A 25,924-nucleotide genomic window follows, 5' to 3' on the forward strand; every position below is an offset into this window, starting at 1 on the left:
GTGTCTCAGTTCCAGTGTGGCTGATCATCCTCTCAGACCAGCTAGGGATCGTCGCCTTGGTGAGCCATTACCTCACCAACTAGCTAATCCCACCTAGGCATATCTTGACGCGAGAGGCCCGAAGGTCCCCCTCTTTGGCCCGTAGGCATTATGCGGTATTAGCCATCGTTTCCAATGGTTATCCCCCACATCAAGGCAATTTCCTAGGCATTACTCACCCGTCCGCCGCTCGACGTCCATTAACGCACCCGAAGGATTGTTAGTGTCGTTTCCGCTCGACTTGCATGTGTTAGGCCTGCCGCCAGCGTTCAATCTGAGCCATGATCAAACTCTTCAATTTAAGATTTTGTGACTCAACGAATACTGACTTCAAAACTAATATTTACCGAAGTAAACATGTAATTCTAAAGCTATTACCATTCCAACAGAATGATAATGAATTGACTGTGCCGAATAACTACAAGTAGTTAAACGTATTGGTCACTCAGTTCATTGAAATCATTGTGTTACCGAAGTAACTGTCATTACCTAAGTAATAACGTTTTGATATTCATCAACGAGTGCCCACACAGATTGATAGGTTTAAATTGTTAAAGAGCTTAACTTCTTGAGCGTTCCTTTTAAGTAAGGAGCCTCTCGAAGTGGACGGCCATTCTAGCGAATTAACATCCAGTGTCAAACACTTTTTGAAAATTAATTTTTTGTCGCTTTCCGTCTTACTGATTCTTGCTGAAGCCTTGTGGCGTCTGCCGTCTCAGTGGTGTCGCATTATAGGGAACCCTCTCAGCTTAGCAACTACTTTTTCATAAAAAATGAATAAATAGGGGTTAACTGCCTAATAGTTCACCTAAACGTAAAAAAGAGAGCATTTCTGCTCTCTTTTTGCTCAAAACCTAAGGGTATTGTTAGATAAATGCGTAAGCATCAGCGTACATATGGTCACGCTTTGCTTCTTTATTCTGAGTAAATAGGTCTCTTGCAGCGCCCGCCATTTCAAAACGACCTGCAATATAAATATCGAAATCAGCTAATGATTCGAAACTTTGCGTAATTGCCTCAAGCACATTACCTGTTTGGCCGTGCCAAACTTCCGGTGCTTCTTCTACTACCGGTACAAAGTGCACATTGCTATGCTTTTCTGCAATGCCAACCAACTCTTCTTTCGCATATAACTGGCACTCATCTTTTGCGCCCCAGTATAGGTAGATCTCTTTCGAGCTATTTTGCGCAATGCAGTGATCAAGAATAGAGCGCACGTAGCTGAAACCCGTGCCACCAGCAATAAGTAATAGAGGGCGATCGCTTTCTTCTTTGATCCAAGCATCTCCGTGTGGAGCATCAATAGCAATATCGCCATCTTCAGCTTGTGCCTTCTTCATCGCTTCAACGACTTCTAGTGCGTAAGCATTATGCTCGGCAGCACCAATATGTAGCTCAAGCTCACCTTCGTGGCGGCAAGGGCTACTTGCGATAGAGAATGGGCGCTTATCTTTCTCGCCCATTTCAACCATCAGGTACTGGCCCGCTTTAAAAGCGACCGGTGTTTCTGGGTGAAGTAGGATTTGGTAAGTATTACAAGCCAAAGGCTCGATAGACTTCACTTTACATTTAATAGTCATGTTCTTCCTCTTACTAACCCTTAATCGGCAAAGGTTAGAACTAAATTACTTTCTGCAAATGCTTGGCAAGCAAAAATCCAGCCTTGTTGCTGCTCTTTCTCTGTGAGCATGGGTTCAAGGTGGTAACTCACTTGCCCTTCTAATTTTTTGCACATACACATTGCGCATGCGCCAACTTGGCAACGGTTTGGGAAATAGATATCGCTGTTGAGCGCAGCATCCAAGACCGTTTGCCCTTTTTCTACTGTGAAACTGATGTTTTCTGGGTATAAGACTACTTGGTAGCTCATGAAATTCCTAGCTGTTCCCAGATGCTATCAATCTTTTTCACGACATCAGGATCTTTTGTGATTGGTACACCCCACTCACGCAAGCATTCACCTTCCCACTTATTGGTCGCATCGAGGCCCATTTTTGAGTGTCCAGTTTCATTCTGTAGGAATAACGTATCTCTCGCCGGATCCATTCTGGTCGTTACCGCCCAAATGATGTCATTCCAATCACTCACGTTGACATCACCGTCACACACGATAACAAACTTGTTCTCATCAAATTGAGACCAAACCGCTTCCATGATTTTCTTACCATTACCGGCTGCTTGCTTATCAATAGACACCACAACCATGCTGGCATTGTCGTTTTGCAGGTGAATATCAATAATTTCAGGATGAACCTTGGTTAACTCAGCCAAGCTACCCTCTATATGTTCACTATTTACAGGTGCTGCTTGGGCATCTGGCGATAACGCTAACTCTGCGTCCCACTTCATAGTGATATCTAGACCCATCTTAGAACCTAACCCAACCACGGGTGAGGCAAAATCCAATGAATCGATCGGCGTGTTCTCTATCATCAGGCTATCGCGTGACGGATCCATATGTTCGCACATCGCTGCGGTTACTTGAGACCAATCGCGTGCATTCACATCTTCATCGCACACCAATACAAATTTGGTGTACATGAATTGGCGTAAGAAAGACCATACACCCATCATCACTCGCTTAGCGTGACCTGGGTATTGCTTCTTCATGGTCACTACTGCCATTCGGTACGAACAACCTTCCGGCGGTAGATAGAAATCTTCAATCTCTGGGAACTGCTTTTGAAGAATAGGCACAAACACTTCATTGAGCGCAACACCCAATACCGCAGGCTCATCAGGTGGACGGCCAGTATAGGTGCTGTGATAGATAGGGTTCTCGCGCATGGTTACATGAGTAATAGTAAACACATGGTGCTTTTCTTTCTCGTTGTAGTAACCAGTATGATCTCCGTAAGGCCCTTCATCCGCGAATTCATTCGGGTCGATGTAACCTTCCATCACGATTTCAGCACTTGCAGGAACTTCTAAATCGTTACTGATTGATTTAACGACCTCAGTTTTACTACCACGTAGTAAGCCTGCAAACGCGTACTCAGATAAAGTATCCGGCACTGGCGTAACTGCTCCAAGAATGGTGGCAGGGTCAGCACCAAACGCTACCGATACTGGGAATGGCTTCCCTGGGTTGGCTTCCATCCAATCACGCAGATCTAGTGCTCCACCACGGTGGGCTAACCAACGCATGATGATTTTATTCTTGCCGATCTTCTGTTGACGATAGATGCCTAAGTTTTGGCGTTTCTTGTTTGGACCACGAGTAACCGTTAAACCCCATGTTAGCAATGGCGCGACATCGTCAGCCCAACAGCTCATCACCGGGATTTTATCTAGGTCGACGTCATCGCCTTGCCATACCACTTGTTGGCAAGCCGCTTTGCGAAGGCGTTTAGCCGGCATATTTAAGACTTGCTTAAATACAGGCAGTTTATCAAGAGCGTCTTTAAAGCCTTTTGGGGGCTCAGGTTCTTTTAGGTAAGCAAGCAACTTGCCCACTTCACGCAGTTCTTTGACTTCTTGACGACCCATACCAATAGCAACACGGTTGGGTGTACCAAATAGGTTGGTCAAAACAGGCATGTCATAGCCTACTGGATTTTCAAACAAAAGAGCCGGGCCACCAGCACGTAGAGTACGGTCGCTAATCTCGGTCATTTCGTAGTCTGGATCGACTGGGTGAGAAATGCGTTTCAACTGACCAATACTTTCAAGATGGTCGATAAAATCACGTAAATCTTTAAAACTCATAGGACTTCTACATGCTGATTATTCTGCGCTCAGTATATCAAAAAGGGTGACGCTGAGATCCCCCTTTTTAGTGTGGTTATTGAGAGGCAAAATCCACTTTACGGTAATGCTTGCTCGATCAAAGAGCGCTTCACCTGAGGGTTATCATTGACGAGATCTTGCAACCATCGCGTATGACCTTGTTTGGCGAGTTCACGCGCGACTAATGGTGCTTCATCAGCAATCGCCATCCTAGAGACAAGGAACAGCTTCACCTCTTCTGATAACGGGTTAACCTTGGTAAGCAAGGTAATCGCTTCATCTTTCAAGCGCGGGTTTTTAGTCGCGGCCATCACCTGTTCAAGCGCGAACGTTTGTTTGGTTTCAGCAAGGCGGACTAACTCAGCTTGGCTATGATAATCGGCCTTCATTCGCCATAGAATTTTGTATACCTCTGGGTCTTCGCTCACTTGCGCTAATCGCACCACCACCTCAGTAGAGGGTAACCAGCTAACAATAGAAGATGCGGTGAGTTGCTTAGTTAGGAAATCAACCGCTTCAGGAGACAAACTGTCTAGCTCTCTAATGAGCAACGCTTCTCGCGTTTGAACTTGATGTTCAGATCCAGATAACCACTCTTTTAGGTCGAGTTCCTGTTTCTCTGCATCTAACACAAACACCAATGTCTTCTGATCTTGACGCCATTGTTTAATAAGGCGATTAGCAATTGAAGGGTAATTAAAGGCAGGTACCGTAAACTCATAGCCATCTCCACGCTCTAAGACTTGATAAGTAGGCGTGATAGCAAGTTGCTGCTCGATGAAGATAGACATCTTGGGTGTGAGTACGATTTTTTGCTGTTCAAGCTTCTTCAAGAGTTGGTAACGAGCCACCTCTTGCTGGGGAAATGTCAGGCGCTCAAGCGCAAAGCGTAGCGAATTGACTTCGTCACGTACGACAAGCTCGAGTAGTTCAGCAGTTTTCAGTTTTACTTGATCATTCTCAAGCCAAGACTCTACTGTAAGTGGAGACATCTCGGTGGCATAGCTCATACCAACCGGTGAAAATAACAGTGAAGTAGACAGGAGTAATGATGACAACAGTCCATGTTGCATTTTAACTTCCTTGTAACACTTTTGCTCATTCTGCAAGCTGGCGCTACAAAATGCAAATAAAAAGCGCCACCCGAGGGCAGCGCTTATTAAATAACGATCAGCTAATCAATATTACTGACGACGCATTGCGTCAAAGAACTCATCGTTCGTTTTCGTCATTGCTAGCTTGTCGATAAGGAATTCCATTGCGTCGATTTCGCCCATTGGGTGAACAATCTTACGCAGGATCCACATCTTCTGTAGTTCATCGTTCTTGGTAAGAAGCTCTTCACGACGAGTACCAGAGCGGTTGAAATCAATCGCTGGGAATACGCGTTTTTCAGCAATCTTACGGTTAAGGTGCAGTTCCATGTTACCTGTACCTTTGAATTCTTCGTAGATAACTTCATCCATCTTAGAACCAGTATCAACCAGTGCTGTTGCGATGATCGTTAAGCTACCGCCTTCTTCTACGTTACGTGCCGCACCGAAGAAACGCTTAGGACGATGTAGAGCATTCGCATCAACACCACCAGTAAGAACTTTACCTGATGAAGGAATCACAGTGTTGTAAGCACGAGCTAGACGAGTAATAGAATCCAGTAGGATAACTACGTCTTTCTTGTGTTCAACAAGGCGTTTCGCTTTCTCGATAACCATTTCTGCAACTTGTACGTGGCGAGATGCTGGCTCATCGAATGTTGAAGCAACTACTTCGCCTTTAACTAGACGCTGCATTTCTGTTACTTCTTCTGGACGCTCATCGATAAGTAGAACCATTAGTTCACACTCAGGATGGTTACGTGCAATGCTTTGAGCAATGTTTTGCAGAAGCATTGTCTTACCCGCTTTAGGCGGAGCAACAATCAGACCACGCTGACCTTTACCAATTGGAGATGCAAGGTCAAGAATACGAGCCGTAATATCTTCAGTCGCACCATTACCCGCTTCCATCACCATACGTTCGTTAGCGTGAAGAGGAGTAAGGTTTTCGAAAAGAATCTTGTTACGAGCGTTGTCTGGCTTGTCGTAGTTAACCGTGTTTACTTTAAGCAGTGCAAAGTAACGCTCACCGTCTTTAGGTGGACGGATTTTACCGCCAATAGAGTCACCTGTACGTAGGTTAAAACGACGAATTTGGCTTGGTGATACGTAGATATCATCTGGGCCAGCCAGGTATGAACTGTCGGCGCTACGTAGGAAACCAAAACCGTCTTGAAGAATTTCTAGAACACCATCACCAAAGATGTCTTCACCACTTTTTGCATGCGCTTTAAGGATGGAGAAGATAATGTCTTGTTTTCTTAGGCGAGCTTGATTTTCAAGACCTAAGCTTTCGCTAAGTTTAACAAGCTCAGACACAGGTCTGTTCTTCAGTTCAGTAAGATTCATAGTGGTGGAAGTTTGTTTAGTCAAAATAGGATCTGTTTTCTTAAGTTAAGAAGGATTTGGTCACAGGATCGACCAAGAAGAGAAATTCGTTCAATTAACGTGCGATAAATTAGCACTAAAACTAAGACTAGTCCATAGCTTAGAAAAAACAAAACCGCGCATTTGTTAACTGCACGGTTTCTTTTCAAATGCTGACCTGATTATAGGTTAGCGTCTAAGAACTCTTTAAGTTGAGTTTTAGATAATGCACCAACTTTAGTCGCTGCTACGCCGCCATCTTTGAAAAGAAGTAGCGTTGGAATACCGCGAATACCAAACTTTGGTGGAGTACCAGCATTTTGGTCGATATTTAATTTACCGATTGTGAGCTTGCCTTCGTACTCGTCTGCGATTTCATCAAGAATCGGCGCAATCATTTTACATGGACCACACCATTCTGCCCAAAAATCAACAAGAACAGGGCCTGCAGCATTGATTACATCGTTATCAAAACCGTCATCAGTTAGCTGCAAAATCTTATCACTCATCTTCCACTCCAATGTATTTTTTAGAACTGGTTGGATGATAACCAGTAAATAGATGCCCTATTGGAATGTATTTACTTTCGTATTGCAAGCTTAAGCTGATATTCTATAGCAATGAAAAAGACGCATATCACAGAGCAAAAGTTCGCCGACTTGGATTTACTTCCGCAAGTCATTGAAGGATTGGAGAAAAAAGGGTTCGATTATTGTACCCCTATCCAAGCCTTGGCGCTCCCGGTACTGCTCACCGGCCAAGACATTGCAGGCCAGGCCCAAACGGGTACTGGTAAAACGCTTGCGTTTCTTACTGCTACTTTTAACCACCTGCTAAAAACACCTGAGCATGAAGGGCGTAAGCCTAACCAGCCACGTGCGATTATTATGGCACCAACGCGTGAACTCGCGATTCAGATCTACAACGATGCTGACTCTCTGGTTGAAAGCACAGGTATCAAGGCAGCACTTGCTTACGGTGGCGAAAGCTACGACAAGCAACTAGGTAAAATCGAAGAAGGCGCAGATATCTTAATTGGTACAACTGGCCGCATCATCGATTTCTACAAGCAGAAGGTATTTAACCTTAACCACATTCAAGCTGTTGTTCTTGACGAAGCTGATCGCATGTTCGATCTTGGTTTCATCAAAGACATCCGCTTCTTATTCCGCCGTATGCCGGAGCCAAAAGATCGCCTGAACATGCTGTTCTCTGCGACATTGTCTTACCGCGTACAAGAGCTAGCGTTCGAACACATGCACAACCCAGAGCATGTTGTTGTTGAGCCAGAGCGTAAAACAGGTCACCGCATTCAGGAAGAGCTGTTCTACCCATCAAACGAACACAAAATGGCACTTCTGCAGACTCTAGTTGAAGAAGAGTGGCCAGAGCGCGCTATCATCTTCGCTAACACTAAGCACAAATGTGAGTCTGTTTGGGGTCACCTAGCTGCAGATGGTCACCGTGTTGGCCTGCTAACTGGCGATGTTCCTCAGAAGAAACGTGAAAAGATTCTTGAGCAATTCACTAAAGGTGATGTTGACCTGCTTGTCGCAACCGACGTTGCAGCACGTGGTCTACACATTCCTCAAGTAACACACGTATTCAACTTCGACCTACCTGATGACTGTGAAGATTACGTTCACCGTATCGGCCGTACCGGTCGTGCTGGTGCAAGTGGTCACTCGATCAGCTTTGCTTGTGAAGATTACGCAATCAACTTGCCACCAATCGAAGAATACATTGAGCACGCTATCCCTGTGTCTGACTACGATGCTTCTGCACTGCTAGAAGATCTACCAGCACCATTGCGCTTACGTACACGTAACCCGCAACAACGCCGCTCAAACAACAATGGCCCACGCAACGGTAACCGTAAACCAAACCAGAACCGTCGCCCACGCCAACCGCGTCATAACAAGGAAGCTTAGTCGCTTATGAGTCAAACAGTGTCACCCCCGCTTTACGCTGCAATCGACCTCGGGTCGAACAGTTTTCATATGCTCGTTGTGCGTCATATCGATGGCAGCGTACAAACCATGGCTAAAATTAAGCGCAAAGTGCGTTTAGCTGCAGGCTTAGATGAAAATAATGCGCTTAGTACAGAAGCCATGCAGCGCGGTTGGGACTGTTTGAGTCTCTTTGCAGAGCGACTGCAAGATATTCCGAAAGAAAATATCCGCATTGTCGGTACAGCGACCCTACGTACTGCTATCAATGTGGATATATTTCTAGAGAAAGCGAACCAGATCCTTGGTTACGACATCAATGTTATCTCCGGTGAAGAAGAAGCAGCGACTATCTATAAAGGCGTAGCACATACTTCTGGTGGCAGCGGCCGCCGACTGGTTGTAGATATTGGTGGCGCAAGCACCGAGATGATCATTGGTGAAGGCTTCTCAGCGAAAGCACTAACCAGCCTGAAGATGGGTTGTGTTACTTGGCTTGAGCGCCACTTTAAAGATCGCCAATTAACCGCAACCAACTTTAACAACGCCATTGAAGCGGCGAAGTCAACGTTGGCTCCTATCCTAGATAGCTACACAGATATCGGATGGGATGTGTGTGTGGGCGCCAGTGGTACCGTTCAAGCACTGCAAGAAATCATGTTAGCGCAAGGCATGGATGAAGTGATTACTCATGCCAAACTTAAGCGCCTACAGAAACAAGCCATGATTACTGAGCGCTTGGAAGAGCTAGAAATCGAAGGACTGACCCTTGAACGCGCATTAGTGTTCCCGAGTGGTCTTTCTATTCTTATTGCTATTTTTGAGCTGCTTGAAATAGATTCAATGACACTCGCAGGCGGCGCACTCCGTGAAGGCCTAGCTTACGAGATGGTTGATGAGCTGCGCCAAGAAGATATCCGAGCGCGTACCATTAAGAGTGTTCAATCACGCTACCAGATGGACGTAAGCTACGGTGAGCAAGTAGCAGTAGTCGCACAAACGCTGCTAGACCAAGCAGGCGCCGAAGCATGGGTTTCAGAACCTCAAGCTGGTGTACTATTGCAAACGGCAGCTAAGCTTCATGAGATTGGTTTAACCATCGATTTCAAAAAAGGCGGTGAGCACAGTGCTTACCTACTGCAGAACTTAGACCTACCTGGCTTTACTCGAGCGCAAAAGCACTACTTGGGTGAGTTAACTCGTCGCTACCGTGAACAGTTAACCTCATTACCAGAGCAACACGCTATCTCAGGCACCAGCAGCAAGCGTATCTTACGTATTCTGCGTTTAGCTATTTTGTTGACTCACCGTCGGAACCCAGACCTTGAGCCACAAGTGACACTTACAGCCAATGGTGACAACTTAACGCTCACCATCGATAAGCAATGGCTTGCGAGTAATCCACTGACCGCAGCTGAACTAGAGATCGAATCCAACCGTCAAACAGACATTGGTTGGCCTCTGACGATCGCAGAGTCGTAATTCTTACACTTGTTTAGATACACAAAAGGCCTTCACAATTGAAGGCCTTTTTATTACTCACTTCCCTGCACGCTTCCTTTGCACACTTCATCTCATAAACTCCATTACGAGAGTGCTCACTTCGAACCATCGAATTATTCCGATTGAATAGGAAATGCTTTCTTCCACTTTTTACGGCGATAGTCGCTGTATACACAGTAGAGTTTGAAGGTGATAAGGATGAACATGGCGAGCCTCATAATGACAAAGAGCCGCCATTCTACAAACGTACACGTTCACCACATCACCAAAGGATTACCATTCAATAATAACGATATCAAAAAAACATAAACCAACAACTTATCAATAACTTAGAATAAAAATGCAAGTTGTCTGGGTGGTGCATTTGAAGATACAGAGGGAGAAAATCGCTAGAGAAGAAAATAGAGGGGAATAAGCACCCTTCAACGAAAATCAAAGGGCACTAAATGATTAAGGTCTTATCGAACTATCGATAGTAAAAAGCTATGCGTTAACACCTGTCGCTTTAAAGTCAGGGTTCACAGCAGTTAGCTTTCTAACAATGTAGTTAAGAAGCACGCCGTACATAGGCACGAACAAGCCTAGGCTGATGATAAGTTTGAATCCGTAATCGACTAAAGCAATCTCAGTCCAATGCTCGGCCATGAATGGATCTGGGCTTTGGTAGAAAGCAATCGCAAAGAACGCGATGGTATCAATGGCATTACCGAATAACGTTGAGCATGTTGGGGCTACCCACCACTGTTTAAGCTGACGTAGGCGGTTGAAAACATGCACATCCAAAATCTGACCCAATAAATAAGCCATGAAGCTCGCCGCGGCGATACGTGCAACAAACAAGTTGAACTCACCTAGTTGGCTAAAGCCTTGGAATGAACCTTCAAAGAACACCACTGACAAGAAATAAGAAACGGCCAGCGCTGGTAACATCACTAAGAAAATGATTTTACGAGCAAGCTGCGCGCCAAAAATGCGTACGGTCAGATCGGTCGCTAGGAAGATAAACGGGAAAGTGAAAGCACCCCAAGTGGTGTGCATACCGAAGACGGTAAAAGGTAGCTGAACCAGATAGTTGCTTGACGCAATAATCACCAAATGGAACAAAACTAATAGTGCTAGGGCTTTGCGCTGTTGCGCAGGGGTAAAGTTACTCATGCTGTACCTTTTTAGTTTGGTTTGGGGGTGAGGGAACCCAAATCGAGTCATTTCTTCGAATAATCCAAGAAAGCTCTTACCAATAATGTGAATTAAAAAATGTATCAAAAAATTACTCTAGTGAGCGGCGGGCGATTATACATTAATCAATATTGGCTGCAACGGTGAGAACAAACGCAAACGTTTATTCTCACTTTTATTGGCGAATAGCGCTAGAAACCATGTTTTGAAAGCAGGTTTAAAAGCTACGTTTTAGAAGCGATGCTAAAGTTAAAAACCGCGCTTGAAAAGCGTCGCAAGATAGTCAAACTCTTCTCGGCTTTCTTCCGCGTTTAACGACTCAAACCAAATTGATTCACTGTAATGTTCAGACTTTAAGAACATTCGACAATCTTCAAAATCAATCAACCAAGAATGCATATCGGCGTCCCATTGCTTTTCAACAACTGACGCTGACAGTAACGCCACCAGCTTTTCACCTAACACTTCATAAGAATCAAAATCAAAACTTGGAGACGTAATCAATAAACGTCCTTCCTCAGCCAGATACTCTCTTAAGCCAAATTCTGTTTGTGTTGTCATGTCCCTATTAACCTTATTATTTTTCTATTAGTTAGACGTTTCTTGCAAACTAGCCGTGTGTGGTGATGTGTTCTTGAATCAAATCTAAGAATGGATCAGCGTACTTATCGAGTTTACGTTGACCGACACCGTTGACTGCCAGCATTTCTCCGTATGAGGTAGGCAGTATTTCAGCCATATCAATCAAGGTCGCGTCACTGAATACCACATATGGTGGCAAGCCATCTTCATCAGCAATCGACTTACGCAGCTTACGCAGTTTCGCAAACAGCTTCTTATCGTAATTCTTGCTGCTTAACTTATCGGACTTAGCATTACGCACCGCTGTATCTAAACGAGGAACAGCCAATTCCAAAGACATCTCACCGCGCAGCAGCGGGCGGGCTTCTTCTGTTAGCTGTAAAGTTGAGTTACGAGTGATGTTCTGGAACAGCAAGCCTTTATGAATCAGCTGACGGAAGATACTGATCCAGTAATCATGACTGTGATCGCGGCCAATACCGTAGGTAGATAGCTTATCGTGACCATTATCGCGGACACGGATGTTCTGCATGCCTCGCATTACTTCGACCACGTAGCCCATACCAAATGACTGATTCACACGGTACACACAAGACAAGGCCTTCTGTGCTTCTTGGGTCGCGTCAAAGTGTTTTGGTGGATCTAAGCAGATATCGCAGTTGCCACATTGCTTCTCGCGATATTCCCCAAAGTAATTGAGCAGCACCTGACGACGACAAGTCTGCGCTTCAGCAAAGGCACTCATCGCGTTTAGCTTATGCATCTCAACTTGTTTCTGTGGGCCTTCTTCTTTCTCATCCAACATACGACGCAGCCAACCCATATCAGCCGGGTCAAACAACATCATCGCTTCAGCAGGCAAGCCATCACGACCAGCACGGCCTGTCTCTTGATAGTAAGACTCGATGTTGCGTGGAATATCAAAGTGCACCACAAAGCGAACGTTGGGTTTGTTGATGCCCATACCGAAGGCAACAGTCGCGACCACGATCTGAATATCATCGCGTTGGAAGGCTTCTTGAACGTAAGCACGCTCATCGGTGTCCATACCAGCGTGATAACCCGCGGCGCGAATGCCGTTATTGCATAGCTTCTCGGTCACCATCTCCACTTTCTTACGGCTACCACAGTAGATGATGCCGCAATTGCCCTTTTGTGTTTCTAGGTAGCGAACCACCTGTGACACGGGTTTGTGCTTCTCAACCAGGTTGTAGCGAATATTAGGGCGATCAAAGCTGCCTAAGTAAGTGTGCGGATCCAGGAGTTGCAAGCGCGAGATAATATCTTTACGCGTCGCATCATCAGCGGTTGCTGTGAGCGCCATATAAGGCACATGCGGAAAATACTGTTTAAGCTGACCTAATGATGCGTATTCAGGGCGGAAGTCGTGACCCCATTGAGAGATACAGTGCGCTTCATCGACTGCAATCATTGAAAGCGGTAAACCTTGAAGGCGCTCGATAAAGTCACGCATCAACACACGCTCTGGCGACACATACACCATTTTCAGCTGACCTGAGTTCATACGATTGAACACATTCAGTAATTGGTCACGTGGCATTGAAGAGTTAATACACTCAGCAGCAACACCATTGGCCTTCAGTTGGTCGACTTGGTCTTTCATCAACGAGATCAGCGGCGAGATAACCAGAGTCAGCCCTTCACGAACCAACGCCGGGATTTGGTAACACAGAGATTTGCCACCACCGGTTGGCATAATCACCAAGCTGTCTTTGCCTTCAACGGCCAAATCAATGACCTCTTGCTGACCATTGCGAAAGCTTTGATAGCCAAACACATCTTGTAAGATGGTTTGCGCATCATTCGCGGGAGTTGGTATTTGCTCAGCAATCAGAGTGGCGGTCATTGTGGTTCCTAATCGAGGTATGAAATCAGCAAGCATCTTCGGCAAGCAAGTCGCACATTGTAGAGGGGAACGCTGGTGAATTAAACCGCAAATTGTTAGGTGAAAAGGGTTATCGCTCCTATACTGACCAACTCTCTTATAAATCTTATTAATAAGCACTCAGTGCTAGAGAAAGATGCATGACACAGGAAGAACAACAACGTACGCGCCAGGGAGTTTTGCTTGCCGTCGGCGCCTACACAATGTGGGGGATCGCCCCTATATATTTCAAATCTTTAAGTGACGTTTCCCCGTTAGAGATACTCAGCCACCGTGTAGTATGGTCTTTTTTCCTACTCGCTTTCTTACTACACATTGGCCGCAGCTGGCGTAAAGTCCGCGATACCCTGACCTCAAAACCAAAAATGCTCTATTTGGTAGCGACGTCTATTTTGGTGGGTGCTAACTGGCTGATCTTTATCTGGGCGGTGAATTCCAATCACATGCTCGATGCCAGTTTGGGGTATTACATCAACCCGCTGATTAACGTATTGCTCGGAATGCTCTTCCTCGGCGAACGCTTACGTAAGCTGCAATGGTTTGCTGTGGCTCTGGCTGCGATTGGCGTATTAATCCAATTGATTGCCTTCGGCTCAGTACCAATCGTCGCCATTGCCCTAGCCTTTAGCTTTGGTTTTTATGGCTTGCTGCGTAAGAAAGTCAGCTTAGAAGCACAGACGGGGTTGTTCATTGAAACTCTGGTGATGCTGCCTCTCGCCGCAACCTACTTACTGTTTATTGCCGATAGTCCGACCTCAAATTTATCGATGAACCCGATGCAACTCAACCTGTTATTGGTTGCTGCCGGTGTGATCACCACGGTTCCATTACTGTGTTTTACTGGTGCTGCAACTCGCTTGAAGCTATCGACACTCGGTTTCTTCCAGTACATCGGTCCAAGCTTAATGTTCTTACTGGCGGTTCTGATTTACGGTGAAGCCTTTACCTCAGATAAAGCGATCACCTTTGCTTTCATATGGGGAGCACTGGTTATTTTCAGCTTTGATGGCCTGCGTAACAACAAGAAGAACAAACGCGCTAAACAGTGATATTGATCGTTTTTTACAAGACAATCCCTTAATACGCAGATAAGCTTGGTTGAATTGATGACTATTTGACCAAGCTTTTTTGTACCATGGATAAAGTCCACTATTACTCTACCCCAACAGAAGATATCAGCCTGATCCAAGCTCAATACCAAGAGTTTGCCTTTCAACGCCACTATCATTTGGACTTTCACATCGGTTTAATTACCCAAGGGCAGCAAAAATTCGCCTATAAAGGGACGAGCCACAATGTTGGTGCAGGCCAAGTGGTTATCATGCCACCTGATGAGCTGCATGATGGGCACTCCAAACTCGATTCAGGTTATCAAGTCAGTGTGTTTGCAGTTTCTCCTCAATGGTTTCAAGATCTTGCCGATCCCAAGCAAAATAGTCACACATTGGGCTTTTCTGAGTTGATCCTCTCCGATCAAGCTGCATTTTTACAATTACGCAACTTGCACGGTCTGTTAATCAATCAAAACATCAGCCAACTCGCTCAAGATTGCTTACCATTCGAGGGATTCTCGACGATCGTCGATCGTTATGCCAAATTTGGATCGAAGAGCGACATCAAACTGGGCAATCAATCGATTAATACGCTCAAAGACTATTTGATGGCGAATTTGGATCAGCCCGTGCGATTAGAACAACTGTCTGAGCTGTGCGGCTTAACCACAACTCAATTCCAACGCCACTTTAAGAACAGAATGGGCATCACCCCTTACGCGTGGCTGAGCCGTTTACGTATGGAACAGAGCATGCGCCTGATTAAATCTGGGATCTGTGGTACTAAGGTCGCGCACCAAGTAGGCTTCTATGATCAAGCACACTTCTCCAAAGCATTCAAAACCACATTCGGCGTACCACCCTCACAAATCAACTAAGTGTTGATAATTTACAATTGCTCGATTTCAAATCGCGGTAAGCTACGCTCAATACGATTACTTATTTAAAATAGCGGCAACGTTATTGAGAACTGACATGAACGAAGTCACCATACTGATCACCCTCGCCTCTATCCATTTCATCGCTTTGATGAGCCCCGGTCCTGACTTTGCGTTAGTCGTGCAAAATGCGACACGCCACGGCAGACAAACAGGCTTGTACATTGCGCTTGGTTTATCTTGCGGGATCTTACTGCATTCGTTACTAAGCCTGACGGGAATCAGTTACCTAGTCCACCAGCAACCAACCCTATTTGCCATTATCCAATTGGCTGGCGGTAGCTACTTGCTGTACTTAGGCTACGGTGCCCTTAAAGCAACTTGGCAAATCGTTCAGAACCACGACGATGACGATGATACCGTCAATGCCAAAGATCTGATTCTGACCAACAAACGTCAGGCATTTTCGAAAGGGTTTGCGACCAATATTCTCAACCCAAAAGCTTTGGTGTTCTTTATCAGCTTGATGTCGAGCTTAGTGCCTGCCGACATGTCTCTATCAGGTAAAGGCTTTGCGCTTATTATCCTGTTTGGTCTGTCTCTGTTTTGGTTTTCACTACTGGCGTGGATGCTTTCGACTAAGGCTCTACAGAAGAAACTTAGCGAAGCAACGGTATACATCGATGGCTTATGTGGCGTGGTATTCAGCCTGATTGGCGCGAGTATTCTTTGGCAGTCGCTGTCCGGTTTAATCGCTTAAATTCGAATCAAGATTACAATTCGTTAACAACGCACTGGCTATCTAATCTTTCCACTGCCAATCTAGCTCTGCATATTAAAAGGAGAAGATCATGCAGTGGAAAACAAAACTAACAACCCTCGCCACTTCTACCCTACTTTTTGCCTCTCACGTCAGTTGGGCAAATCAAGCTGCCGATTCCGTCGCACCCGAACAAAGTAGTGGTTTAGAAACCAAACAACTCGTTAAAGCCAATGATTGGATGGTCACCGCAGCCAACCCTCTTGCAACACAAGCCGGTGTTGATGTGCTTGCTCGTGGTGGTAACGCCATTGACGCCATGGTTGCCGTGCAGCTTATGCTTGGCTTAGTGGAACCTCAGTCATCAGGTATTGGTGGTGGCGCGTTCCTTGTTTATTTTGATGGCAAGGACAAGCAACTCAAAACCTACGATGGTCGTGAAACCGCGCCGCTTGATGCCACACCACGCCTATTCCAAGACGAAACCGGACAACCGCTTAAATTCTATGATGCCGTGGTTGGCGGTCGTTCTGTTGCAACGCCGGGTACGGTGCAATTGCTGTGGGACACTCACCAGAAATACGGCAAGCTAGAATGGGCATCACTGATTAAACCTATCGCTCAGTTGGCTGAGGAAGGTTTCACCATCAGTCCACGTTTAGCCACCTTGATCGAAAACGACCAAGAACGCCTAAGCCGCTTTGCGACAACTAAAGCCTACTTCTTCAATGCCGATGGCAGCCCGAAAGCCGCTGGCACGCAACTTAAGAACCCTGAATACGCGGCAACGTTAAACGCTATCTCGAAGGATGGTGCTAAAGCCTTCTACCAAGGGGATATTTCTGCCGACATCGTTAACACAGTACAAACAGCGAAAGGCAACCCGGGCGTATTGGCACAGAAAGACTTCGACGCTTATTCGATCAAGCAACGCGAACCGGTTTGTTCTGCTTATGAAAGCTACGATATTTGCGGAATGGGGCCACCAAGCTCTGGTGCGTTAACGGTCGGACAGATCTTAGCGATGACCGAGCAGTTTGATCTGAAATCATGGGGACCAAACGACGCGAAATCTTGGCAAGTGTTAGCAGACGCTTCTCGTTTGGCCTTTGCAGACCGTGGTATGTACATGGCAGACCAAGATTACGTGCCAATGCCAACCCAAGGGTTAGTGAATACTGACTATTTGCAGGAACGTGCCCAGCTAATTACTGCTGGAAAGGCATTAGAAAGTGCACCATCAGGCACCCCACCGTGGGATCACGCCATGCTGCAAAGCCAAGATGTGTCTATTGAACTGCCTTCCACCAGCCACTTCAATATTGTCGATAGCGATGGCAATGTCGTATCGATGACCACCACAATTGAGAACGCATTTGGCTCACGCTTGATGGTAAGAGGCTTCCTACTCAATAACGAACTAACCGACTTCTCATTCAAGACTCATAACGATGGCAAACCTATCGCGAACCGACTCGAGCCGGGTAAGCGCCCACGTTCTTCAATGGCACCGACCATCATCATGCAAGACGATAAGCCTTACATGGCGATCGGTTCTCCGGGCGGCAGTCGTATCATAGGTTATGTGGCGCAAGCGATCATTGCCCACACCCAATGGGACATGGATATCCAGCAAGCGATCAACCAACCGCACTTCCTAAACCGTTTCGGAACCTTAGATTTGGAAAAAGGAACATCGGCGGAAAACTTCAAACCTGAGCTAGAAAAGATGGGATTTGAGGTCAACGTTCGCGATCTTAACTCGGGTTTACACGCTATTCGCATCACAAAAGACGGGCTAGAAGGTGCTGCAGACCCTCGTCGTGAAGGTGCGGCTATCGGCCGATAAGGGAAAAGACTCCCTTTTTACTCCCTGTCTTGTGCGAGATCTCTCACAAGGCAGTGAGTAAATATCGATATTTAACTGCGAAATTAAGCACCAAGATATCGTAACCAATTGAAAATAAACAATACGTACATTTATCATTCAAATAATTATATAGAAATTCGCTTATGCACCATTGCTGATAAATAAGGAATCGGTAATATGAATGGTGTCGGAAGGATGCTGACACGGAACAGGAAACGCCAAGGACTTGGTTATCTTCAGGATGAAGATTCGATTACTCAGGATGAATAATCGGCATGGATAGCGAAATGGACATTGAATGGACGCAATAGTAACTAGGATGGTTGCTACTAAGGAAAGACAATGGACACCTCTGGACGAGGAAAGGACTGAACATCAGGATGATGTAAAGGACACCGCTCAAGGAACAAGTGACGCGCGCTAACGAGGATTGTTGGCAGATCAGGATAAGATCAAGGACACCGCTAGGAAGGCGACGAAAGGAATACGCTGAAGGATAACAGCACACTATCATGGATTTGATGCATGGAGCACACTTAGTAGCCGGATTGCTGCGAGTAAGACTATAGACCCCGATGAGCGCAAGCTCTCGGGGTTTTTCTTTATCTGCCGTTTCATTTATTCCCTCTGAAGCAAATAAATCAAAGACCTTTGATTACAATTCTGACATTTAAAGCATTCACTTCTTAACCACTTCAGAGTAACGTAAGTCGAACTAGGCTCAACTAGTTTCATAACCATAATTAAACTAAGGACAATTCATGTCACACGTTACCTTCAAAGGCGCTGCTGTACCGCTAACAGGCACATTGCCACAAACTGGCGAACAAGCACCAAGCTTTGCACTTACTGCAGGCGATCTTTCTGAACTGACTCTTGCTTCTCTTGAAGGCAAGAAAGTGGTTCTAAACATCTTCCCAAGCATCGACACAGCAACTTGTGCAACGAGCGTACGTACGTTCAACGCAAAAGCGGCTGAGCTTGAAAACACGGTTGTGGTTTGTATTTCTGCTGACCTACCGTTTGCTGCGGGTCGCTTCTGCGAATTAGAAGGCATTGAAGGCGTTCAACACGCTTCAACTTTCCGTTCTCCTGCGTTCGCATCAGACTACGGCGTAGCGATTGCTGAAGGTCCACTATCAGGCCTGACTACACGTGCAGTTGTGGTTGTTGATGAAAAAGGCGTGGTAACACACAGCGAGTTGGTTGCAGAGATCACTGAAGAACCAAACTACGAAGCGGCACTTGCAGCACTGTAAGTCTCCTTTCTAGGCAGGAGTGCCTTAAGCTCGATTTAGCCTATTTAGACTGGTTCCGAGCAATAAAAAGAGCAGCCATTGGCTGCTCTTTCTGTTTTTAATGCGGATTACTTTTAAATGCTGAACGGTTTTTAAAAACCAAACGGCTTTCTAAATGCTGAAGTAGCAGATTACAACTGTTCTAAACGCGCGTAAGCCGTCACTAACCACTTGATGCCTTCACCGTTAAACGCGACTTGAACTCGGCTTTGCGGGCCACTTCCTTCAAAGTTGATGATAGTACCTTCACCAAACTTAGGGTGCTTAACGCGCGAGCCCAAGCTAAAGCCTGTTTCGTTGAAATTCTCTTTCACGGCAGTTTGGCTAAAGCGACCGCTACTTGCAGGACGGCTCACTTGCGCTTTCATGCGTACTTCATCCAGACAGGTCTCTGGCAGCTCACGAATAAAGCGCGACGGTTTGTGGTACTTGTCTTGCCCGTACAAACGACGCATCTCTGCGTAAGTGATGTACAGCTTCTCCATCGCACGAGTCATGCCTACGTAGCACAGACGACGTTCTTCTTCCAAGCGCCCTGCTTCTTCTGCTGACATCTGGCTTGGGAACATGCCTTCTTCGACACCCACCATGAATACCATTGGGAATTCTAGGCCTTTGGCACTGTGCAGAGTCATGAGCTGAACCGCGTCATCAAACTCATCAGCCTGGCCTTCACCCGCCTCTAACGCTGCATGAGTCAAGAAAGCAGTAAGCATGCTCATCTCATCCGCTTCTTCTGGCTTTTCAAACTGACGCGTTGCCGTTACCAATTCTTCCAAGTTCTCAATACGTGCCTTCGACTTCTCACCCTTTTCTTGCTCGTACATCGCAAACAGACCCGACGATTTAATCACGTGGTCGGTTTGTTCATGCAAGCTAAGTTCCAACGTGTCATCTTCAAGCGCATTAATCAGCTCGATAAAGCGACTCAATGCACCCGCAGCACGACCGGGTAACACTTGCTCTTCGATCAAAGCAACACTGGCTTCCCACATGGTCGCACCACGATCTCGCGCTGCAAGACGAATCGTTTCTAACGTTTTATCACCCAAGCCACGAGTCGGCGTATTAACCACACGTTCGAATGCCGCATCATTGCTGCGGTTGCTCATTAAGCGCAGGTAGCTCAAGGCGTCTCTGATTTCTTGACGCTCGAAGAATCGCATGCCACCGTAGATTCGGTAAGGCAGACCACCTTGGATAAGCGCTTCTTCAAGCACACGCGATTGGGCGTTATTACGATATAGCATTGCCGTATCTTCTAACGCACCGCCTTTCTCTTGCCACTCTTTGATTTTGCTAACCGTGAAACGCGCTTCATCTAGCTCGTTATAAGCCGAGTACACAGAGATTGGCTCGCCATCGTTGCCATCAGTCCACAGCTCTTTACCCATACGTTCGGTGTTGTTCGAGATAAGCTCGTTCGACGCCTGCAGAATGGTTTTGGTTGAACGGTAGTTTTGTTCAAGTCGAACCGTCGAAGCACCTGGGAATTCATCCAAGAATTTCTGAATATTTTCGATCTTCGCACCACGCCAGCCATAGATAGATTGGTCGTCATCACCCACGATCATCACGCGACAATCTGGGCCAGCCATCATGCGCAGCCAAGCGTATTGGATGTTGTTGGTATCTTGGAATTCGTCGACAAGAATGTGCTTAAAGCGAGCTTGGTAGTGCTCTCGGATGTGTTTCTTATCGCGTAATAGTTCATGCGATCTCAGCAAGATTTCCGCAAAGTCGACCAAACCAGCACGGTCACATGCTTCTTGGTAAGCAGAATAGATCTTTAACCACGTTTGAGTTATTGGATCATGGTAGGCATCAATGTGACTTGGGCGTAACCCCTCGTCTTTCTTGCCATTGATCCACCAAGAAGCTTGCTTGGCAGGCCACTGCTTTTCATCAAGATTTTGCGCCTTGATTAAGCGACGTAGCAAACGAATCTGATCATCAGAATCTATGATCTGGAAATCTTCTGGCAGTTTTGCATCTAGGTAGTGAGCACGAAGGATGCGGTGACAAATACCGTGGAAGGTGCCGTTCCACATGCCTGACGAACTACCCATCATCAACTCTTCAATACGACCACGCATTTCTGCTGCCGCTTTGTTAGTGAAGGTAACTGACATAATAGAGAACGGTGATGCTTGCTCTACACTTTGCAGCCAAGCGATACGATGCACCAACACTCGCGTTTTACCACTGCCAGCACCTGCCAGAATAAGTAGGTTTTCTAAAGGTGCCGCGACCGCCTCACGTTGTTTATCGTTTAGGCCATCGAGTAAAAGCGAAGGATCTATCATTGGATATGCTCACTACTGGGTATTTATACATAAAAGTTGATTATAACCTAAACACTAGGCTGCGTTTAGGATAATAAGAAGAAAAAACAATCAAAAATTAACATCATAAATTCAGTAACTTAAAAGATAAAACATCATTAATATTGATATTTTTTATAATGCCGTGAAATTATTTCCCGGTTGTTCCTATCCTTTTTAGTAAGCAAGTTAACAATCCATTAACCTGCGATATCAAAATACTATTAAGTCCTAGAGGGAATGACTATGAAAAATTCTAATCTTGCTGTTACAGCTGCAATCACAAGTGTACTAGCGTTCGGCGGTGCAGTTCTTACATCAGCACCTGCGGAAGCAGCAGCAAAAGAAAAATGCTACGGCGTGGCAAAAGCTGGCCAAAATGATTGTGCAACTAAAACAAGCTCATGTGCGGGTACAGCAAAAGAAGACAACCAATCCGATGCATTCGTGGTCGTTCCTAAAGGGCTATGTGGCAAATTATCAGGTGGTAATACTCAATCATCATAATTGAGCTGCTTAGTATGGTGAGCTGACACTCAGCTCACCTCCACTTCTTATTAGGAGAATCGTTGTGACTCAAACTCTTCACCCCAACGCAGGGGTTGGCCTTAGAACACCGCACTTGGACTTCTTTAGCCAAAATCCAGCCTTAGTAAGTTGGTTAGAAGTTCACAGCGAGAACTACTTCTTAGCTCAATCACCGCAACGCCAACAACTCAGAGAAATTCGTCACGCACACAACATCAGTTGTCACGGTGTTGGGTTATCACTAGGTTCTGTTGAGCGCATCAATCAACATCATCTTGTACAGTTAAAAGAGCTTATTGATGATATCGAACCCTTCTTGGTTTCTGATCATCTCAGCTGGAGTCAGACAGGTGGTCATTACTTCAATGACTTGTTACCGCTGCCTTATACCGAAGAAGCGCTAGAGGTCTTTTGTCGCAATGTCATCGAGGTACAAGATAGCCTGCAACGCCCTATGCTGATTGAGAACCCATCGAGCTACCTTGCCTTCAAGCATTCTACTATTCCTGAGTGGGAGTTTTTAGCCGAGGTACAGAAGCGCACCGAGTGTCGCCTACTGCTCGATTTCAATAATATTTTTGTCTCATCTTTTAATCATGGCTTCAGCTGTGAAGAGTATCTCAATGGAATACCGGCAGACAAAGTGGAAGAGATTCACTTGGCAGGTTTCACTAAGAAGAAACTCGAACAAGGCGAGATCTGGATAGACACCCACAGTAAACCTGTCTGTGACGAAGTGTGGCAACTCTATACTGACTGGATTGCACAACATGGTTTGCGCCATACCTTGATTGAGTGGGATCTAGATATCCCAGAACCACAAGTCTTATTGGCTGAAGCAACCAAAGCCAGTGATATCTTGTATCAACACGACAAGTTCAACCACAGGAGTCGCGCATCATGAGCCACTCCCTAGCAGATGTTCAGTTGGAGTTTGCTAACGCCCTACGCTACCAAAACAATGGTGAGCATTGCGACATAGTGAGCGACCATTTTACTGATGAACAGCGCATCCAGATTTATCGTAATAACTTCGTGATCAGCTTGAGCGAAGTACTGGCAGCGACCTATCCACTCACTGAAATGCTGGTTGGTGAAGAGTGCTTCCAACAAATGGCTCGTCAACATGTCTTAAGTTATCCATCAACCTCTGGTGATGTCAGCGGTTATGGGGAACACTTTGCACAGACTATCCAAGCCTTTCCTGCGGTTATTGAGGCAGCCCCTTATCTCGGTGAAGTGGCTTTGTATGAATGGAAAAAAGATAGCTTGGTGAGATGCGTTTCAGAATCACATGTCGACCAACGTCCTCTTTCTCGTTTAGCTGATGTACCGCAAGAACAACAAGGCGCTTTAGTCTTTCATCTCAAAGATTCAATAACGCTAATTAATTCCAGCTATACGATGATCGCGCTTGAGCAGGCTATCTATCAGCAACAACTCGATGGGTTAGACATCAACCAACCTGAATTTGGGGTGTTAATCCGAGCGGAAAATTCACAGATTGAGAGCCATCGTTTGACGCAAGAAAGCCACCAAATATTAACCGAATTGCAATCGGGTCAAATGCTCGCAGCGATAGACCCTTTACTACTACAACATCTGAATGCTGTCATGGCGCTTAACGTCATCTCTGGCTTTTCAATCAATGCCGAATTGGAGACATAATATGGATAACAACACAGTCACGAACATGATGGCTCAATACGACAGTTTGATTGAGAAATCACAAGCACTCTTTGTTCCTGTCCTACTTCTGTTTTGCCGCCTATGGGTGGCGTGGGTATTCTTTAATTCTGGCCTGACCAAGATAGCGACTTGGGATAGCACCCTTTACTTGTTTGAGTTGGAATACCAAGTACCACTGCTACCTTGGGAGTTAGCCGCCTACATGGGCACCGCAGCTGAATTGATTCTGCCGGTATTCTTAGCGCTTGGTTTATTAACACGACCTATGGCAGCGGTGCTGTTCGTGTTCAATATCATTGCGGTAGTGTCTTACCCAGTGTTATGGGCGCAAGGCTTCTATGATCATCAGTTGTGGGGATTAATGATTCTTATCGTTGTCGTATGGGGCGCCGGGCCATTCTCACTTGATAGAATTTTGAAAGCGCAGTTTAGAGGTTAGAACTAACTTTCATTCACACTAAATTGATATACCCCAAAACGCAAAAACCACTCAATTGAGTGGTTTCTTTTTAACTGGGATAAACTACTTATTCAGAAAAGCTTGTAGCTCTTCAGCAGAGATACCTTGCTCGGCTAGCTCTTTTGCTAGTAGCTGAACCTGCTCACCCTTACGAGACTCTACCACACGCTGAAATTGGTAAATGATGTCTCGCAAAGTATCGATTGGAACTTGTTTTGCCGCACTGCGAATACGCTCTTCACTTTGGTTGCCTAGCTCTTTAAGCAATTTACCAAACATGACCTTTTCAGGTGCATCTTCCATTTGTTCTAAGACGCGCGCCATTTCGTAGGTTGTTAATGACATTACAGTATTTTCCGTTGGGGACTAACGTTTCAATGAGTGACAAATATACCATGTTTTAACGTTTCGCAAACCGCCATTTGTATATTTTGTCACCCTTGAGACTTACGCCTTAGCAAACGTCGTGTGCCACGACTTGCCTGCTTTGCTCGCAAGCACTAACAACGCTGGGACAATAAGGAACATTTGCAGCGCAATCATCACTTGAGACGTTAAATCAAGGCGTTGCATGGTACCAACAAGCAGCCCTGATCCACTCATTTGGAACAAGCCAAGCAGTGCAGCAGCTGTGCCCGCACGGTCACCGAAAGGTTCAAGAGCTTTACCAGCAGCAGCACCGAGAATCCAAGCAAAACCCACTGAAGACAAGAAGATTGGCAGCATGAATGCGATTGGGCTAGCGTGTTCTGCAAGCACTAACATAATCACGCCCGCTAAACCTAGTGTTGAGATACCAACGACCAGTGCTTTATAGGTACCAAAGCGGTCCATAAATTTAGGTGCAGTAAACGCAGCTGCGATGTTGATGGCCGCATTAACACCAAACCAAAAAGTAAACTCTTTCATGGTCAAGCCTAGGTTTTCCATCAACACAACCGGTGCCGAGGTTACATAAGCGAGGATGACCGCCATCGCCATCAGACACAAGGTTGCGTGGAAAAGGAATGATGGTGTTTTCAATACTGACCAGTATCGCTCAAGCTTGAACACCGCAACCTTTTCTGTCGCAGGGTTAGACTCTTTCATTTGGAAGAATAAGATAGTGCCAACAACGACTGCGAAGCCTGCCATAAAGCTAAAGTTCGAACGCCAACCAAATTGATGAGTTAACCAAGCGCCAAGAATGGGTGCCAAAGCAGGAATAAAACAGATTGCACCATTAAGGTAGCTAATCATACGGCCACTCTTCTCTGGGCCAAATAGATCGCGAACCGTTGCAAAGGCTGCTACAGAAGTCGCACAAGCTCCTAAGCCTTGTAGCAGCCGAGCCATTAGCATCATATCAATCGATTGAGCTGCCCACGCCAAGCAAGCACTCAATGCATAGATACTAACACCTCCCAATGCAACGGCTCGACGTCCTAACTTATCAGCCAAAGGGCCAGCAAATAATTGCCCGACACCCATGGCGAATAAAAACCAGGTAATCGTATCTTGTGCTAGTGCATGTTCCACGTGAAACGCTGTCGAAATTTGTGGCAAAGCTGGTAGATAGATATCAATAGCCAAAGGGCTAAATAGAACCAACATTGCCAATAAAGCAACCTGCAGTTTACTAGGGGTTGGAAGCGCGTTAGAAGGCACAAGATTCTCCGAATGAGTTAATTTAGGTGCATAATAACCAACTAAAGATATGAACAAAAATGGCATATACTC

23 protein-coding genes and 1 rRNA gene are annotated in these 25,924 nt (G+C 45.8%); 11 read left to right on the top strand and 13 right to left on the bottom strand.

Annotated elements, in window-relative coordinates; translation table 11 throughout:
• The 7 genes from HRQ85_RS25260 to trxA all read right to left on the bottom strand — a co-directional run.
• A 16S ribosomal RNA gene (locus tag HRQ85_RS25260) occupies positions 1-340 on the bottom strand; the annotation flags it as partial.
• Between the two features lie 565 nt (positions 341-905).
• Positions 906-1,619, bottom strand: a complete 714-nt coding sequence (gene fre, locus HRQ85_RS25265; RefSeq protein WP_017055264.1) for an NAD(P)H-flavin reductase — start codon at positions 1,617-1,619, stop codon at positions 906-908.
• Between the two features lie 20 nt (positions 1,620-1,639).
• Entirely contained in the window at positions 1,640-1,909 is a 270-nt protein-coding gene (locus HRQ85_RS25270; RefSeq protein ID WP_008224727.1) for a 2Fe-2S iron-sulfur cluster-binding protein, read from the bottom strand.
• Positions 1,906-3,747: a 4-hydroxy-3-polyprenylbenzoate decarboxylase gene (gene ubiD, locus HRQ85_RS25275; protein WP_172380874.1), complete on the bottom strand. Its 1,842-nt coding sequence runs from the start codon at positions 3,745-3,747 to the stop codon at positions 1,906-1,908. The genes HRQ85_RS25270 and ubiD overlap by 4 nt, the downstream gene beginning before the upstream one ends.
• Positions 3,748-3,845: 98 nt before the next feature.
• Positions 3,846-4,841: a hypothetical protein gene (locus HRQ85_RS25280; RefSeq protein ID WP_172380875.1), complete on the bottom strand. Its 996-nt coding sequence runs from the start codon at positions 4,839-4,841 to the stop codon at positions 3,846-3,848.
• 111 nt (positions 4,842-4,952) lie between these two features.
• On the bottom strand, positions 4,953-6,212 hold the full coding sequence (gene rho / locus HRQ85_RS25285) for a transcription termination factor Rho (RefSeq protein WP_017062978.1): 1,260 nt from the start codon (positions 6,210-6,212) through the stop codon (positions 4,953-4,955).
• Between the two features lie 200 nt (positions 6,213-6,412).
• Entirely contained in the window at positions 6,413-6,739 is a 327-nt protein-coding gene (trxA, locus tag HRQ85_RS25290; protein ID WP_010440700.1) for a thioredoxin TrxA, read from the bottom strand.
• A 111-nt stretch (positions 6,740-6,850) separates the two neighbouring features.
• Between trxA and rhlB the strand changes: the two genes are divergently transcribed.
• Together rhlB and gppA are read left to right on the top strand one after the other, a co-directional pair.
• Complete coding sequence (gene rhlB / locus HRQ85_RS25295) at positions 6,851-8,161, top strand: ATP-dependent RNA helicase RhlB (RefSeq protein ID WP_048610414.1); 1,311 nt, start codon at positions 6,851-6,853, stop codon at positions 8,159-8,161.
• A gap of 6 nt (positions 8,162-8,167) precedes the next feature.
• Positions 8,168-9,661: a guanosine-5'-triphosphate,3'-diphosphate diphosphatase gene (gppA, locus tag HRQ85_RS25300; RefSeq protein WP_048617964.1), complete on the top strand. Its 1,494-nt coding sequence runs from the start codon at positions 8,168-8,170 to the stop codon at positions 9,659-9,661.
• A gap of 504 nt (positions 9,662-10,165) precedes the next feature.
• Here gppA and HRQ85_RS25305 read toward each other — a convergent pair.
• The 3 genes from HRQ85_RS25305 to recQ all read right to left on the bottom strand — a co-directional run bounded on the left by HRQ85_RS25305 (position 10,166) and on the right by recQ (position 13,307).
• Positions 10,166-10,837: a 7-cyano-7-deazaguanine/7-aminomethyl-7-deazaguanine transporter gene (locus HRQ85_RS25305; protein ID WP_017061333.1), complete on the bottom strand. Its 672-nt coding sequence runs from the start codon at positions 10,835-10,837 to the stop codon at positions 10,166-10,168.
• A gap of 270 nt (positions 10,838-11,107) precedes the next feature.
• Positions 11,108-11,419 carry a DUF3630 family protein gene (locus HRQ85_RS25310; protein WP_017061332.1) on the bottom strand — a complete coding sequence of 104 codons (312 nt, stop codon included), beginning with the start codon at positions 11,417-11,419 and terminating at the stop codon, positions 11,108-11,110.
• Between the two features lie 49 nt (positions 11,420-11,468).
• Positions 11,469-13,307, bottom strand: a complete 1,839-nt coding sequence (gene recQ / locus HRQ85_RS25315) for an ATP-dependent DNA helicase RecQ (protein WP_172380876.1) — start codon at positions 13,305-13,307, stop codon at positions 11,469-11,471.
• Positions 13,308-13,486: 179 nt separating this feature from the next.
• Here recQ and rarD point away from each other — a divergent pair, with 179 nt between their 5' ends.
• From rarD to tpx, 5 genes are all read left to right on the top strand, one after another.
• Positions 13,487-14,395: an EamA family transporter RarD gene (gene rarD, locus HRQ85_RS25320; RefSeq protein WP_017061330.1), complete on the top strand. Its 909-nt coding sequence runs from the start codon at positions 13,487-13,489 to the stop codon at positions 14,393-14,395.
• Between the two features lie 86 nt (positions 14,396-14,481).
• The gene (locus HRQ85_RS25325; RefSeq protein WP_172380877.1) at positions 14,482-15,276 is read left to right on the top strand and encodes an AraC family transcriptional regulator; all 795 of its coding nucleotides are present in this window, start codon (positions 14,482-14,484) and stop codon (positions 15,274-15,276) included.
• A gap of 97 nt (positions 15,277-15,373) precedes the next feature.
• Complete coding sequence (locus HRQ85_RS25330; protein WP_172380878.1) at positions 15,374-16,036, top strand: LysE family translocator; 663 nt, start codon at positions 15,374-15,376, stop codon at positions 16,034-16,036.
• A gap of 91 nt (positions 16,037-16,127) precedes the next feature.
• Positions 16,128-17,885, top strand: a complete 1,758-nt coding sequence (ggt, locus tag HRQ85_RS25335; RefSeq protein WP_172380879.1) for a gamma-glutamyltransferase — start codon at positions 16,128-16,130, stop codon at positions 17,883-17,885.
• A 782-nt stretch (positions 17,886-18,667) separates the two neighbouring features.
• Positions 18,668-19,165 (top strand): thiol peroxidase, encoded by a 498-nt coding sequence (gene tpx, locus HRQ85_RS25340; RefSeq protein WP_172380880.1) that lies wholly within the window; start codon positions 18,668-18,670, stop codon positions 19,163-19,165.
• Positions 19,166-19,335: 170 nt separating this feature from the next.
• Here tpx and uvrD read toward each other — a convergent pair whose 3' ends face one another.
• Positions 19,336-21,510, bottom strand: coding sequence for a DNA helicase II (gene uvrD / locus HRQ85_RS25345; RefSeq protein ID WP_172380881.1), 2,175 nt, complete (start codon positions 21,508-21,510; stop codon positions 19,336-19,338).
• A 264-nt stretch (positions 21,511-21,774) separates the two neighbouring features.
• Here uvrD and HRQ85_RS25350 point away from each other — a divergent pair, with 264 nt between their 5' ends.
• The 4 genes from HRQ85_RS25350 (at position 21,775) to HRQ85_RS25365 (ending at position 24,184) form a co-directional block, all read left to right on the top strand.
• The gene (locus tag HRQ85_RS25350) at positions 21,775-22,035 is read left to right on the top strand and encodes a BufA1 family periplasmic bufferin-type metallophore (protein ID WP_004736650.1); all 261 of its coding nucleotides are present in this window, start codon (positions 21,775-21,777) and stop codon (positions 22,033-22,035) included.
• Positions 22,036-22,099: 64 nt separating this feature from the next.
• A complete protein-coding gene (bufB, locus tag HRQ85_RS25355; RefSeq protein ID WP_172380882.1) occupies positions 22,100-22,960 on the top strand; it encodes an MNIO family bufferin maturase in 861 nt (286 codons plus the stop codon).
• Positions 22,957-23,724: an HvfC/BufC N-terminal domain-containing protein gene (locus HRQ85_RS25360; RefSeq protein ID WP_172380883.1), complete on the top strand. Its 768-nt coding sequence runs from the start codon at positions 22,957-22,959 to the stop codon at positions 23,722-23,724. The genes bufB and HRQ85_RS25360 overlap by 4 nt, the downstream gene beginning before the upstream one ends.
• 1 nt (position 23,725) lies before the next feature.
• On the top strand, positions 23,726-24,184 hold the full coding sequence (locus HRQ85_RS25365) for a DoxX family protein (protein WP_009848182.1): 459 nt from the start codon (positions 23,726-23,728) through the stop codon (positions 24,182-24,184).
• Between the two features lie 84 nt (positions 24,185-24,268).
• Here the strand turns inward: HRQ85_RS25365 and tsrA are convergent, their stop codons facing one another.
• The gene (gene tsrA / locus HRQ85_RS25370) at positions 24,269-24,550 is read right to left on the bottom strand and encodes an H-NS-like global regulator TsrA (protein WP_009848181.1); all 282 of its coding nucleotides are present in this window, start codon (positions 24,548-24,550) and stop codon (positions 24,269-24,271) included.
• Positions 24,551-24,652: 102 nt separating this feature from the next.
• Positions 24,653-25,852 carry a multidrug effflux MFS transporter gene (locus HRQ85_RS25375; protein WP_216655525.1) on the bottom strand — a complete coding sequence of 400 codons (1,200 nt, stop codon included), beginning with the start codon at positions 25,850-25,852 and terminating at the stop codon, positions 24,653-24,655.
• Positions 25,853-25,924 lie beyond the last annotated feature (72 nt).

Source organism: Vibrio sp. Vb339 (genome assembly GCF_902751245.1).
Lineage (GTDB): Bacteria > Pseudomonadota > Gammaproteobacteria > Enterobacterales > Vibrionaceae > Vibrio > Vibrio coralliirubri.